The 13,254-nt window shown below is 72.7% G+C and carries 10 protein-coding genes; 8 read left to right on the plus strand and 2 right to left on the minus strand.

All coding sequences use genetic code 11. The features are described 5' to 3' along the window. The first annotated feature begins 252 nt into the window (after window positions 1-252). From BU197_RS03925 to cseC, 6 genes are all read left to right on the plus strand, one after another. Complete coding sequence (locus BU197_RS03925) at window positions 253-924, plus strand: phosphatase PAP2 family protein (protein WP_188266767.1); 672 nt, start codon at window positions 253-255, stop codon at window positions 922-924. A 240-nt stretch (window positions 925-1,164) separates the two neighbouring features. Continuing rightward, window positions 1,165-2,127 carry an A/G-specific adenine glycosylase gene (locus tag BU197_RS03930; protein ID WP_223183472.1) on the plus strand — a complete coding sequence of 321 codons (963 nt, stop codon included), beginning with the start codon at window positions 1,165-1,167 and terminating at the stop codon, window positions 2,125-2,127. Window positions 2,128-2,824: 697 nt separating this feature from the next. Next, complete coding sequence (locus BU197_RS03935; RefSeq protein ID WP_188266768.1) at window positions 2,825-3,397, plus strand: SigE family RNA polymerase sigma factor; 573 nt, start codon at window positions 2,825-2,827, stop codon at window positions 3,395-3,397. A gap of 278 nt (window positions 3,398-3,675) precedes the next feature. Then, window positions 3,676-4,299 (plus strand): hypothetical protein, encoded by a 624-nt coding sequence (locus tag BU197_RS03940; RefSeq protein ID WP_411158437.1) that lies wholly within the window; start codon window positions 3,676-3,678, stop codon window positions 4,297-4,299. Window positions 4,300-4,440: 141 nt separating this feature from the next. Beyond that, on the plus strand, window positions 4,441-5,139 hold the full coding sequence (gene cseB, locus BU197_RS03945) for a two-component system response regulator CseB (RefSeq protein WP_188266769.1): 699 nt from the start codon (window positions 4,441-4,443) through the stop codon (window positions 5,137-5,139). A gap of 2 nt (window positions 5,140-5,141) precedes the next feature. Beyond that, window positions 5,142-6,473: a two-component system sensor histidine kinase CseC gene (gene cseC, locus BU197_RS03950; RefSeq protein WP_411158434.1), complete on the plus strand. Its 1,332-nt coding sequence runs from the start codon at window positions 5,142-5,144 to the stop codon at window positions 6,471-6,473. 228 nt (window positions 6,474-6,701) lie between these two features. Here cseC and BU197_RS03955 read toward each other — a convergent pair whose 3' ends face one another. After that, complete coding sequence (locus BU197_RS03955; protein ID WP_188266770.1) at window positions 6,702-8,282, minus strand: MDR family MFS transporter; 1,581 nt, start codon at window positions 8,280-8,282, stop codon at window positions 6,702-6,704. 101 nt (window positions 8,283-8,383) lie between these two features. Here BU197_RS03955 and BU197_RS03960 point away from each other — a divergent pair, with 101 nt between their 5' ends. Continuing rightward, window positions 8,384-8,941 (plus strand): TetR/AcrR family transcriptional regulator, encoded by a 558-nt coding sequence (locus BU197_RS03960; protein ID WP_188266771.1) that lies wholly within the window; start codon window positions 8,384-8,386, stop codon window positions 8,939-8,941. A gap of 80 nt (window positions 8,942-9,021) precedes the next feature. On the opposite strand, the gene BU197_RS03965 is transcribed toward BU197_RS03960, so the two are convergent. Continuing rightward, window positions 9,022-9,714, minus strand: coding sequence for a M23 family metallopeptidase (locus BU197_RS03965; RefSeq protein WP_188266772.1), 693 nt, complete (start codon window positions 9,712-9,714; stop codon window positions 9,022-9,024). Between the two features lie 487 nt (window positions 9,715-10,201). Here BU197_RS03965 and BU197_RS03970 point away from each other — a divergent pair, with 487 nt between their 5' ends. After that, window positions 10,202-13,219: an NACHT domain-containing protein gene (locus BU197_RS03970; RefSeq protein ID WP_188266773.1), complete on the plus strand. Its 3,018-nt coding sequence runs from the start codon at window positions 10,202-10,204 to the stop codon at window positions 13,217-13,219. Window positions 13,220-13,254 lie beyond the last annotated feature (35 nt).

Here is a 13,254-nt window from a genome sequence, read left to right on the forward strand (position 1 = left end):
CCAACTCCCGCCCCACCCGCCGTTCGAGGTACCAAGTTTTGCCGATGATCACATCCATCGGTTCCGGGAACTTTCCTCGAAACCCCCTCCCAAGCCCCCTGAAGCCTCCTGAAGCCCCTTGAAAGCCCCTCCCAAGCCCACCGGAAACGGGAGAGAACCGACACGATCCGGCCGACCCCCACTTTCGTCAGGGGTGGTCATGGCCGTTGGCCCGGGGCGCGGGCCTGCGGATTCCGGTTAGCGTCATGCACCATGGACACCCTCCTCGATCTCTCCGACCGTCTGTATCTCGACGTCGCCGACTTCGCGCACGCCACCCCTCACTGGTTCCAGTGGCTCGCCGAGGTCTGGACCGAGGCCGGACTGCTGCTCTTCGGCGTGCTGTTCCTGGCCGGCTGGTGGCGCGCCCGCGGGGGATCGAGCCGGGCGATGTCCCTCGCGCTGCTCGCCCCGCTCGCCACCGCCTTCGGTTACGTGGTGAGCGAGGCGCTGAAGTCGCTGGTCGACGAGGAACGCCCGTGCCGGGCGGTGGCCGGGGCGCCCGCCTCCCTGATCGCCTGCCCGCCGCACGGGGACTGGTCCTTCCCCAGCAACCACTCGGCGATCGCGGGCGCCGCCGCGATCGCGCTCGCCCTGTCCTGGCGCGGGATCGTCTGGCTGACCGTGCCGATGGCGCTGCTCATGGCGTTCTCCCGGGTCTTCGTCGGTGTCCACTACCCGCATGACGTCACCGTCGGTCTGCTTCTCGGCGCCCTGGTCGCCTTCCTCGTCATGCGCGCCGCCGCCCGCCCCGTGGGATCACTCGTGGAGACCGCGAGGTCGAGCCGGAACCCGGCCGTGCTCTGGTGTGCGGGTCGCGGGCCGCGCGTACACGCCGCCCCGTGGGCCGAGGAGCCCCGGCGTGCGCGCCACGGCGCGTACTGAGCGGGTACCGAGCCGGTACTCGGCCCGTACGGATCTCGGTGCGGGCCCCGGGCCCTCGCCCGTACCGCCTGCGGCCCGCACCGAAGCGGCTCGCACCGATCCCGGCCCGCGCCCACCCGGCGCACTCCGCTCCTGGCCCGCACTCCCCCCGGCGCATGTTGCCCCGGCGCGCACTCCCCCGGCGCGTACCGTCCCGGCGCGCACCGATCCCGCCGGGGACGTGCCAGGATCGGAGGTGCCATGACTTCCACCGACACTCCCCCCGCCCCCGGCGCGCTCCCGGCGCGCGAGGCCCGCGGGGCCGCCGACGCCCCCGCCGTCCCGACGCCCCCCGCCGAACTGCACGGGCCCGTCCTCGCCTGGTTCGACCGGCACGCCCGCGACCTGCCCTGGCGGCGCCCCGAGGCGGGTGCCTGGGGCGTCATGGTCAGCGAGTTCATGCTCCAGCAGACGCCCGTGATCCGGGTGCTCCCGGTGTACGAGCAGTGGCTCGCGCGCTGGCCGCGCCCGGCCGACCTGGCCGCCGAGGCCCCCGGCGAGGCGGTCCGCGCCTGGGGCAGGCTCGGCTATCCGCGCCGGGCACTGCGGCTGCACGCGGCGGCCGTGGCCATAACGGAGCGGCACGAAGGCGACGTCCCCAGCGATCACGGGCAGCTGCTCGCGCTGCCCGGAATCGGCGAGTACACGGCGGCGGCGGTGGCCTCCTTCGCGTACGGGCAGCGGCACGCGGTCCTCGACACCAATGTGCGCCGGGTCTTCGCGCGGGCGGCGACCGGTGTCCAGTACCCGCCGAACGCGACCACGGCCGCCGAGCGACGGCTCGCCCGCGCGCTGCTCCCGCAGGAGGAGGAGACGGCCGCGCGCTGGGCCGCCGCCTCGATGGAGCTGGGCGCGCTGGTGTGCACGGCGAAGAACGAGGAGTGCGGGCGCTGCCCGATCGCCGGGAAGTGCGCCTGGCTGCTGGCGGGGAAGCCCGCCCACGAGGGACCGCCCCGGCGCGGCCAGACGTACGCGGGGACCGACCGTCAGGTCCGGGGGCGGCTGCTCGCGGTGCTGCGGGAGTCGCGGGAACCGGTGGCGCAGGCGGCCCTCGACGCGGTCTGGGACGAGCCGGTCCAGCGGGCCAGGGCCCTGGACGGCCTGGTCGCGGACGGCCTGGTCGAACCGCTCGCCGGGAGCCGCTACCGGCTGCCGGTGGGCTGATCGCCCTGACGGGCCTCCGCCACCCGTCGGCCGAGAGGCTTTCGTCGCCCATCGGCCGAGAGGCTCTCGCCGCCCGTCGGCCGAGGAGCCTTCGTCACCCGTCGGCCGAGGAGCCTCCGCCTCACGTCGGCTGCGCCCCGGCGGGGCCCCGCTGCCGGTCGGCCGACCTACCGGCGGAGGGCCTGCCGGGGTCGGCCGCGCTCTGGCGGAGGGCCTGCCGGGGTCGGCTGCGCCTCTGACGGAGGCCCCACCGCTCCCACCGACTGCCCCGGGCGGAGGCTCCACCGCCCTCACCGACTGACCCCAGCCAGAGGCCCCGCCGCCCGTCGGCAGCCCCCGGCAGAGGCCCCGTCGCCCGTCGGCCCGCCCCCAGTCGGAGGCCCCACCACCCTCACCGACTGACCCCGGGCGGAGGCCCCACCGTCCCCACCGACTGCCCCCAGCCAGAGGCCCCGCCGCCCGTCGGAAGCCCCCGGCAAAGGCCCCACGGCCGGTGGGCCGAGTCGGAGGGGTGGACCCTCTCCCGCCCCTCCGCCCCCTCCCCTCCCTCCGTAAACCCCGTCCGGCCGTCGTTACACAACCGATGGATAGCCGTGCGCCCACCGACGGCTGCCACGCACAGCCCCGTGACAAGCGCTCCGTAGCGTCGTCCACGACACGAGAACGAAGCAGGTCACGGGGTTCGGAGGCGGTTCGGATGGGGCATGGCGAGGTGCTCGACTTCGAGGAGTACGTCCGTACGCGGCAGGAGGCTCTGCTGCGCAGTGCCCGTCGGCTCGTGGCCGATCCGGTGGACGCCCAGGACCTGCTACAGACCGCCCTCGCCCGGACGTACGGGCGCTGGGACGGCATCGCCGACAAGTCGCTCGCCGACGCCTATCTGCGCCGGGTCATGATCAACACCCGGACCGAGTGGTGGCGCTCCCGCAAGCTGGAGGAGGTGCCCACCGAGCAGCTCCCCGACGCCTGCGTCGACGACCCGACCGAGCAGCACGCCGACCGCGCCCTGCTCATGGACATCCTGACGGTGCTGGCGCCGAAGCAGCGCAGTGTGGTCGTCCTGCGCCACTGGGAGCAGATGAGCACCGAGGAGACGGCCGCCGCCCTCGGCATGTCGACGGGTACGGTGAAGTCCACGCTCCACCGCGCGCTCGCCCGGCTCCGGCAGGAGCTGGAGAGCCGTGATCTCGACGCCCGTGCCCTGGGGCGGACCGGGGAGCGGACGACGGTACGGGGACACGAGCGGGAGCGGGAGCGGTGCGCGGCCTAGACGGCGGAGCCGACGGCAGAAGAGACGAGGGCGGCGCCGACACCGGCGACCGCCCCGCCGCCGTCGACGGCGGCACCGGGACCGGAACAGGCGCAGGCGCAGGCGCAGGGACAGGAACCGGCGTCGACACCGGCATCGGCACAGCCGCAAGCACAGGCATCGGCACAGCCGCAAGCACAGGCATCGGCGCAGGCACAGCCGCAGGAGCCGACACCGGCACCCGCACCACCCACACCACCCGCACCGTCCCCCGCCCGCGTCGGGTCAGGGCGGCGGGGATCACGGCGACCGCCGGGCTCGTCGCCATGAGCCTGTCCCTGGCGAGCTGCTCCACCGGCGGCACCGGCTCCCGCGACGAGGGCGCGGCCCGTACGGACGAGGTGACGGCGGCGGCCCCCACCCCGGCCCACTCGGCGACCACCGGGCCGCAGACGGCCGAGCGGGTGAACCCGATCGCGCTCCTCAAGAACGATCCGAAGATCGGCGACTGGCTCAAGAGCGATCTGAAGCCGTGTGTCGCGGACGCCTACCCGGTGGACACCTCCTACGGCAATCTCACCGACGCGCCCGCGCCCGATGTCGTCGTCAACGTGATGACCTGCGGTGACGCCGTCGGCATCGGCACCTATGTGTACCGGAAGCAGAACGGCAAGTACGAGAACGTCTTCATGGCGGAGGACGCGGCGGTCTACGCCACGATCGACCGGGGCGAGCTGGTCGTCACCAAGCAGGTGTACGCGAAGGGAGACCCGGTCGCGTACCCCTCGGGCGAGGACGTCGTCACGTACCGCTGGTCCGGTGACAAGTTCACCCAGCGCGACTGGGTCCACAACGACTACAGCCGTGCCGTCGGCGACGCGGGCGTGGACGAACCCGCACCGGCGAGGCCCGCGCCGGAGTAGCCGTACGCTCCCCTCACCCGTACTCGCTCCGTGCTCCACCCGCGCACCCTCGCCCGTACGCCTCACTCGTACGCCGCCCGGGACCCCCGTCCCCGCCCCGGCACGCCCCCGGAACCGCTCCGATCCGAAGGACCCCCCACCATGGCCGAGACGCATGTGCTGTTCGTCGAGGACGACGACGTGATCCGTGAGGCCACCCAGCTCGCCCTGGAGCGGGACGGTTTCCGGGTCACCGCCGTGCCCGACGGGCTCTCCGGGCTCGACTCCTTCCGGGCCCGGCGGCCCGACATCGCGCTGCTCGACGTGATGCTGCCGGGCATGGACGGGGTCAGCCTCTGCCGTCGCATCCGCGACGAGTCGACCGTGCCGGTGATCATGCTGTCGGCGCGTGCCGACTCCATCGACGTCGTCCTCGGCCTGGAGGCGGGCGCCGACGACTACGTCACCAAGCCCTTCGACGGCTCCGTCCTGATGGCCCGCATCCGGGCCGTGCTCCGCCGCTTCGGGCACGCCGGGGGACCCGGCGAACGCGGGGAGGGCGAAGGCGACGGCGGCGGGCTGCTCGTCTTCGGCGATCTGGAGATCGACACCGAGGGCATGGAGGTCCGCAAGGGCGGGACGCCCGTCGCCCTGACCCCGACCGAGATGCGGCTGCTCCTGGAGTTCTCGTCCGCGCCCGGCACCGTACTGTCCCGGGACAAGCTCCTCGAACGGGTCTGGGACTACGGCTGGGGCGGCGACACCCGGGTCGTCGACGTGCACGTCCAGCGGCTGCGTGCCAAGATCGGCCAGGACCGGATCGAGACCGTCCGCGGCTTCGGCTACAAGCTCAAGAGCTGACCGTGAGACTCCTGCCCGCGAAGCTGCTGCCCCTGCGCACCGGGGTCCGCTGGAAGATCGCCGTCGCCATCGCGGCGGTCGGCGCGCTGATCGCGGTCACCCTCAGCGTGGTCGTCCACAACGCGGCCCGCATCTCGATGCTCGACAACGCGCGCGAGGTGCAGATGGAGCGGCTGCTCTTCGCCCAGCGCCTCTACGAGACCTCGAAGCCGAAGGAGCCCCGTTTCGGCACGAAGATCAACGACCCGGCGCTGCCGCCCCAGCTCGACCAGCTCATGCGGGACAAGCGGCGCGGCACCTACGTCCAGGAGCACCGGCACGGCGGGGCGCCCGACGTGTGGGCCGCCGTGCCGCTCGCCAACGGGGACGTCCTCTCCCTCCACATCCCCTTCGCCGACCGGGGCGCGGCGGTCATGAACGACCTCGACCGGGCCCTCGTCATCGGCTCGGTCTCGGTGGTCTTCGGCGGCTGCGCGCTCGGCGTGTTCATCGGCGGCCGGCTCTCCCGGCGGCTGCGGAAGGCGGCGGTGGCCGCCGGGCGGGTCGCCCAGGGGAACACGGAGGTGCGCGTCAGGGACGCCGTCGGCGGGGTCGTACGGGACGAGACCGACGACCTGGCCTGGGCGGTCGACGCCCTGACCGACGCCCTCAACGAACGGATCGAGGCGGAACGGCGGGTCACCGCCGACATCGCGCACGAGCTGCGCACCCCCGTCACCGGGCTGCTGACCGCCGCCGAGCTGCTGCCCCCCGGCCGCCCCACCGAGCTGGTGCGCGACCGGGTGCAGGCGATGCGGACCCTGGTCGAGGACGTCCTGGAGGTGGCCCGGCTCGACAGCGCGTCGGAGCGCGCCGAGCTCCAGGAGATCGCGCTCGGCGAGTTCGTGGAGCGGCGGGTGCGGGCCCTGGGCCCCGAGGTGGAGATCAGGGTCGTCCACGAGTCCTGGGTGAACACCGACCCCCGGCGGCTCGAACGCGTCCTCGGCAACCTCCTCGCGAACGCGGCCAAGCACGGCAGGCCGCCGGTCGAGGTGACCGTCGAGGGCCGGGTCGTCCGCGTCCGCGACCACGGGCCCGGCTTCCCCGAGGCGCTTCTGAAGGAGGGCCCGAGCCGCTTCCGTACGGGCACGAGCGACCGGGCGGGCCAGGGGCACGGGCTCGGGCTGACCATCGCGGCGGGCCAGGCACGGGTCCTCGGCGCCCGGCTGACCTTCCGCAACGTGGCCTCGGAGACGGCGCCGAACGGGGTGGGCGGGGCGATCGCCGTCCTCTGGCTCCCGGACCAGGCACCCACGACGACGGGCAGCTTCCCGACCCTGGGGACACCGGGCTGAGACCCGTCTCGCTCGCGCTGCGGGCCGGGTCCCGTAGGGGTGGGCAAGGGGGCCTGTAGGGGGTGGGCAAGGGGGCCCTTACGGGTGGGCCAACGGGCCTGTAGGGGGGCGCCGAGCCCGTACGGGATACGACGAGCCGCCCCGTACGGGCAGCCGAGCCGCCCCGTACGGGTACGGCGAAGGGCCGGCCCCTTCCCGGGACCGGCCCCCTCGTGCGCGTACCGACGATCAGACCGCCTCGGCGACCTTCGCCGTGCCGTCGTCCTCCGTCGTCTTCGGGGCGGCGGCGGGTCCGGCGCCGCGCAGTGCCACCTCCTTGACGAAGAGGGCGAGGACGAAGGCGAGGACGGAGACGACCGCCGCGAGCAGGAAGGCGCCGTGCGTGCCGGAGGCGACCGCGTGCTGGTAGGCCTCCCGGAGCGCCGCGGGCAGCTTGGCCAGGCTCGCCGCGTCGAGCTGCGCGGTCCGCTCGGTCAGCCCGGAGCCGCCGCTCGCCGTCATCTCGTCCTGGACGCGTCCGGTGAAGAGCGCACCCATGATCGCGACGCCGAAGGAGGAGCCGAGGGTACGGAAGAGGGTGCTGGAGGAGGAGGCGACGCCCATGTCCTTCATCTCCACGCTGTTCTGGGCGACCAGCATGGTGATCTGCATGAGGAAGCCCATGCCCGCGCCGAGGACGGCCATGTGGACGCCGGAGACGAGCCGCGAGGTGTCGGTGTCCATGGTGGAGAGCAGGAAGAGGCCGACGGACATCAGCACGCCGCCGATCACCGGGAAGATCTTGTACTTGCCGGTGCTGGTGGTGAAGCGGCCGACGACCAGCGAGACGACCATCATCGAGAGCAGCATCGGCAGGAGCAGCAGTCCGGAGTTGGTCGCCGATGCGCCCTGCACGGACTGCTGGAAGATCGGCAGGTAGAGGACCGCGCCGAACATGACGAAGCCGGTGATGAAGCCGATCGCGGCCATCAGGGTGAAGTTGCGGCTGCGGAAGATGTGCAGCGGCATGATCGGGTCGCTCGCCCGGGTCTCCACCCAGAGGAAGGCGGCGAGCGCCGCCGCGCCTCCGACCGCGAGCCCGACGATGGTGGCCGAGCCCCAGGCGTACTCGGTGCCGCCCCAGGTGGTGACGAGGACGATCGCGGTGATGCCGAGGGTGAGCAGCGCGGCGCCCGTGAAGTCGATGCGGGCGCCCTCGGCGCGCCGCTTCTTCGGCAGGTGCAGGACGGTGCCGACCATCGCGAGGGCGACGGCGCCCAGCGGCAGGTTGATGTAGAAGGACCAGCGCCAGCCCCAGTGGTCGGTGATGCTGCCGCCGACGAGGGGGCCGCCGATCATGGCGAGGGCCATCACGCCGGCCATCATGCCCTGGTACTTGCCGCGCTCGCGGGGCGGTATGAGGTCGCCGATGATCGCCATGACGCCGACCATGAGACCGCCCGCGCCGAGACCCTGGATGGTGCGGAAGCCGATGAGCTGGCCCATGTCCTGGGCCATGCCGCTGAGCGCGGACCCGATCAGGAAGATCACGATCGAGGTGAGGAAGACGCCCTTGCGGCCGAACATGTCGCCGACCTTGCCCCAGAGGGGGGTGGAGGCGGCGGTGGCCAGGGTGTAGGCGGTGACGACCCAGGAGAGGTGCTCCAGACCGCCGAGTTCGCCGACGATCGTCGGCATCGCGGTGCCGATGATCATGTTGTCCAGCATCGCGAGGAGCATCGCGATCATGAGGGCGAGGAGGACGACGCGGACACTGCGTGGCTGTCCCGCCTCCCCCTTCGCCGGTGCCGCTGTCTCTTGCGTCGTCATGTCGTTCCCTTACTTGCCGCCCGGCTAGTTACTACACTGGGGACGCTAGACCGGTAGCTAGCCGGTCGTCAAGTAAGTTTCTTGGAAAGTGGAGGGCAGTCATGGCCCGAGGCAACACCCGCCAGCGCATCAAGGACGCGGCCCTGGACCTCTTCGTCGAACAGGGCTACGAGAAGACCTCACTGCGCGAGATCGCGGAACGCCTCGATGTCACCAAGGCCGCGCTCTACTACCACTTCAAGACCAAGGAGGACATCGTCGTCGAGATGTTCGACGACATGACCCGGCCGGTGAACGAGCTGATCGCCTGGGCCGAGGAGCAGCCACCCACCCTGGAGAACCGGCAGGAACTGCTGCGCCGCTACCAGGAGGCCCTGGGCTCCGCCGCCCGCTTCTACCGCTTCATGCAGGAGAACCAGGCCACCATCCGCGAGCTGAGCATCGGCCTCAGCCTCAAGGAACGCACGATCGCCCTGATCGACCTGCTCCAGGGGCCCGACTTCACACTGGTCGACCAGGTCCGCTGCGCCAGCGCGATCTTCACCCTGCACGCGGGCACCTTCTTCCTGCACAACGTCGAGGGCGACCCCGAGGAGAGGCGTGAAGCCACTCTCGAAGTCGCCCTCGATCTGCTGAACGCCGCCCACGGGGTCGCCTGAGACGGCGGCGGGGTGCGCCCGGCGGGGTCGTGCCCGGGGGCGCCCCGAGGGGGCGCCGTCCCGGACGCGTCCCGGGTGCGTCAGATGAAGACGCCCTGGGCCCGCAGGAACGCGGCCGGGTTCAGCGCCGAGCCGTAGTTCGGGGTCGTACGGATCTCGAAGTGCAGGTGGGGGCCGGAGGAGTTGCCGGTGTTGCCCGAGAGGGCGATCTGCTGACCGGCGGAGACCTGCTGGCCGATGTGGACCTGGATCTTCGACAGGTGAGCGTACTGCGAGTAGCGCCCGTCGGCGTGCTTGACGACGATCGCGTTGCCGTACGCCGGGCCGTCGCCGCCGCCGTTGGGGCCGGCCTTCACGACGGTGCCCGCCGCGGCGGCCTTGACCGAGGTGCCGACCGGGACGGCGAAGTCCTGGCCGGAGTGCTTGTGGGCCCACATGGCGCCGCCCTGGTTGAAGCTGGCGCTCAGCGTGTAGGAGCTGACCGGCTTGACCCAGGCCGCGGAGGCCTTCGTCGCGACGGTCTTGACGGCGGCCGCCTGGACGGCGCCGGTCTCGGCCTTCGCGACGGCGGCCTTCAGCTGGGCGGCGACGTGGGCCTGGGCCTCGGCCTGGGCGGCGACGGCCGCGGACGCGTTGAGTGCGACCGGAGCGGCGGTCTTGCCCTCGGCGGCGAAGGCGGACCCTGCTCCGGCCACCAGCGACGCTCCGAGACCCGCGGTGGCGAGAGCGACGGCGGTACGACGGACGACGGGGTTCATGACGCGCTTCGACATACGGGGGGAAACCTCCGGGTGGGACGAAAGGGAAGTGCGGAACCCGCCGCGGACAGTGCCGCGCCGGGCTTGCTCCACCTTGGTAACCCGGACCCCCATTCAGGCCAAAACACCCCATCTACGACATTGCGTCGTAGCGATCTCCGCGAGCGAAGCACCCCGCCTACCCCGCCCACCGCCCTCACTAAACCGACATAACGACCCCGATATGTCGGTTTATCGGCACGTCACGAGGCTCCGCGACCGCCGGAAACAACGCCCCGCGTCCGATTCGGGACCCCGAGGGACCAAAGTCCCGGCGCCACCGCCCGAAGGTCCCGAACCCCCGCCAAAGGCCGCCACTATTCCGGCTAGTACCCCCCGAAACCCCTGTGCGCCTTGTCACCAGCCCCCGGCCCCGGATGCGAGCTGGGTCACGCGACCCGGCCGTCCCCCAGGGCCGTTCCCACTACGCTGACCGGCCTGGAGACCTACTGGGGGGACCACCATGGATCCGGTGCTCATCGGCACGCGCCTCGCCTCGGCCGCGATCGGCCCGATTCTGAAGAAACTGCTGGTCAGCGAAGGCCCAGGAGCCGGAATCACCGGCCAGTCCGGCCCCGTCCGGCTCTCCGCCCTCGTCTCCTTCCGGGGCGAGAAGCGCACCCTCGGCGAGAAGGACGTCCGGAAACTGGCCGCCGCCCTCGTCGCCCGCTCCCAGGACGACGCCGGACGGCGCCCCTTCCCCGCCGACGAGACCGAGGCCGTCACCGACGCCCTCGCCGCCACCCTCCTCGCCCTCGGCGACCTCGACATGGACGACGTCCAGGCCGTCCGCCTCGGCTCAAGCGAACTCGCCCGACGGCTCCGCGCCGCCGCCCCCGCCCCCGACGGCCTCGCCACGGACTCCGTCCGCTACCTGGAGACCCTCACCGACTGGGCCTGCCTGCACATCCTGGAGTTCTTCACCCGCCGCTCCACCTTCGTCGCCCGCACCCTCGTCGAGCAGACCCGCGGCCAGACCGAGCTGATCGCCAAGGTCGACGAACTCATCCGCCGGATCCCCCGCGCCGACGGCCGGGACGCCGACTTCGAGCGCCGCTATCTGGACCACCTCGCCAGGAAGCACGGCCGCCTGACCATCTACGGCATCGACCTGCACCGGTCCCCCGGGGAATGGCCGCTCGACATGGCCTATCTGTCCCTCGAAGCGACCGGCACGGAAGGCCGCCCCGGCGACACCGTCCTCCTCGGCCCCCAACGGCGGGAACACACCCCCCTCCACGCCGACCTCGCCCTCGCCCGCCACGACAAGGTCCTCCTGCGCGGCCTCGCGGGCTCCGGCAAGACCACCCTCGTCCAGTGGCTGACCGCCTCCGCCGCCTCCGCCGAACGCCCCGAGGGCATGGCGTACCTGCACGGCCGCATCCCCTTCGTCCTGCCGCTGCGCACCCTCACCCGGCACGGCGAGCGGCTCCCCGCCCCCGACCGCTTCCTCCCCGCCTCGGGCTGTCCCCTCACCCCGCCCGACGGCTGGGTCGACCGGGTCCTGGCCGCCGGACGGGGCCTGATCCTCGTCGACGGCATCGACGAGATCCCCGAGACCGAGCGCGGACGGGCCCGCGACTGGCTCCGCGACCTGCTCACCGCCTACGAGGGCAACCGCTGGCTGGTGACCGCCCGCCCCACCGCCGTCGCCGGAAACTGGCTGGCCAGGGACGGCTTCGCCGATCTGACCCTCTCCCCCATGTCACGCACCGAGGTCGACACCTTCGTACGCCGCTGGCACAAGGCCGCGGGCCCCGACGCGGCGGCCTACGAACAGCCCCTCCTCGACGCCCTGCGCACCACCGAACACGTCGCCCAGCTCGCCACCAGCCCCCTCATGTGCGGCCTGGTCTGCGCCCTCCACCGCGACCGGCACGGCTACCTCCCCCGGGGCCGCAAGACGCTCTACGACTCCGCCCTCTCGATGCTCCTCTCCCGCCGCGACCGCGAGCGGGGCATGGGCAACCCGTACGGCATCGAGCTTGACGAGGCCCCGCAGATCCAGCTGGTCCAGCGGCTCGCCTACTGGCTCACCCGGAACGGGCGCCTCCAGATGGACCGCGAGCACGCCCGCTCGATCGTCACGGAGGCCGTCCCCGCCATGGTCGAGGCCTCCGCCTACGCCCCCGACCAGGTCTTCACCCATCTGCTCCACCGCAGCGGACTGCTGCGCGAGCCCACCACCGACACCGTCGACTTCGTCCACCGCACCTTCCAGGACTATCTGGCGGCGAAGGCACTGATCGACCACTGGGACATCGGCGTCCTCGTCGAGCACGCGGACGACGACCGCTGGGAGGACGTCATCCGCATGGCGGTCGGCCACGCCCGCCCGCGCGAGTGCGCGGAGATCCTGCGCGAACTCCTCAAGGCGGCGGACACCGCCGAGGACCGCCCGGCCCAGCTCCGCCTGCTCGTCCTGGCGGCGACCGCCCTGAGCCACGCCACCGAGGTGGCCCAGGCGGTACGGGAGGAGGTACTGGCCCGGACGGCGGCCCTCATCCCGCCCCGCTCCCCCGAGGAGGCCAGGGAACTGGCGACAGCCGGCCGACTGGTCCTGGACCTGCTCCCGGGCCCGGAGGGGCTGGGCGACGAGGACGCCCGAATGGTGGTGACGACCGCCACGCACATCCCCGCCGAGGCGGCCCTCCCCTATCTGGCCCGCTTCGCCGACCACCCGGCGCTCCCGGTCCGGGCCCAGCTGATCTGGGGCTGGCAGCGCTTCGACGCCACCGCCTACGCGGAGGCGGTGGTGACCCGCCTGGACCCGGAGGGCCTGGACTTCTCCGTCGTACGGGACGACCAGGCGGCGGAACTCCTCCGGCGCGGGCTGCACCCCGAACGGCTGCTCATCGGCACCGACGTCCCGGACGAGGCGGTACGGGAGCTGCTGGCCGCCTGCGACCCGGTCTCCCTCAAGCTGACCCGGCTGGGCACCGAACCCGACCTCACCGCGCTCTCCGGGCTGACCCGGCTGGAGACCCTGACTCTGGACCTCCCCGACGCCTCCTACTGGCGGCTGGCCGACGTGCCTGCCGGGACGCCCCTGAAGGACCTCTCCTTCAGCTCCTGGCCGCAGGAGGGACTGGGGGCGCTGCACGCGTACACCGCCCTGCGCGACCTGGCCCTCTGGGCGGCGTACCCGCTCACCGCGCACGACTGGCGGGAGCTGGCCGGGCTGCCTCGGCTGCGGACGCTCGCGATCGAGGAGACCGATCTGGATTCCGTACCCGACGGTCTCGTCCTCCCCCACATCCGCGCCCTCGTCCTCGACGCCATGGACGACACCTCCCCGCTGCGGGCCGTCACCCGGGTGTTCCCCGGCCTGTGGCAGTTCGGTCTCGTCACCGGCACCGACGACGAGGTGGACGTCAGCCCGCTGGCCGCCCTCGCGGACCTGGAGATCCTCCGCGTCAGCAGCAGGTCCGTGACGGGCGCCGACCGCCTCGCCGACACCGTCGAGATCCGCTTCCTCTAGAGGGCGGAAAAGGGGCGGCCCCGGAACCGATCGGT

It is taken from the genome of Streptomyces sp. CBMA291, assembly GCF_014596525.1.
Classification (GTDB): Bacteria; Actinomycetota; Actinomycetes; order Streptomycetales; family Streptomycetaceae; genus Streptomyces.